Origin of the sequence: Haloferax sp. Atlit-4N (genome assembly GCF_003383025.1) — an archaeon.
GTDB classification, from domain to species: Archaea; Halobacteriota; Halobacteria; order Halobacteriales; family Haloferacaceae; genus Haloferax; species Haloferax gibbonsii.
Genome location: NZ_PSYY01000062.1, coordinates 1 through 504, shown reverse-complemented (window position 1 = coordinate 504; position 504 = coordinate 1). Strand labels below are relative to the sequence as shown.

Sequence of the window (504 nt, the reverse complement as noted above, 5' to 3'; positions counted from 1 at the left end):
GGAGCTGTGGTCGGGCGTCACGGCACAGACCAAAAGCGACTAATCAGAGAGTTCGTCGGCGACGAGTCACTTACTTGAGAGCGATGGTTCGAAGTCACCTTCCGCCAATCCACGGCGAACCGGGTCGTGTTCGGCATCGGTCGGTGGCGGCGTCGTCACCAACAACACCTCCAATCTCGAATCTTCGTTCGCTCGTACCCCACGTTTCGTCCCCGCCGGAATGGACACGATGTCACCGGGCGTGACGCGGTGGTCAGTCTCTCCTTCGCGGACGAGTCCGCTTCCAGACCGAACACTAACGACGAGGTCGCTCGACGGTGCATGAACGGGGATGAACTGCCCGGGTTTAAAAAAGCCACAAATGACTTTCGTGCGGCCGGTCAGGAACGCCTCGCTGGCGAAAAATCGGTCTTCGTCGTACGTCCGTTCGGCGTCAAAGTCGACTCGTGGCATTCGATTGGCTTATCGCGTGTCCGACCGTTCACAATTCCCCCGAATATATTC

General features: G+C 58.3%; 1 protein-coding gene. It reads right to left on the bottom strand.

Features of this window, described 5'->3' with window-relative positions; translation table 11 throughout:
• Positions 1 to 66: 66 nt before the first annotated feature.
• A complete protein-coding gene (locus C5C07_RS20555; RefSeq protein WP_004967723.1) occupies positions 67 to 453 on the bottom strand; it encodes a cupin domain-containing protein in 387 nt (128 codons plus the stop codon).
• Positions 454 to 504 lie beyond the last annotated feature (51 nt).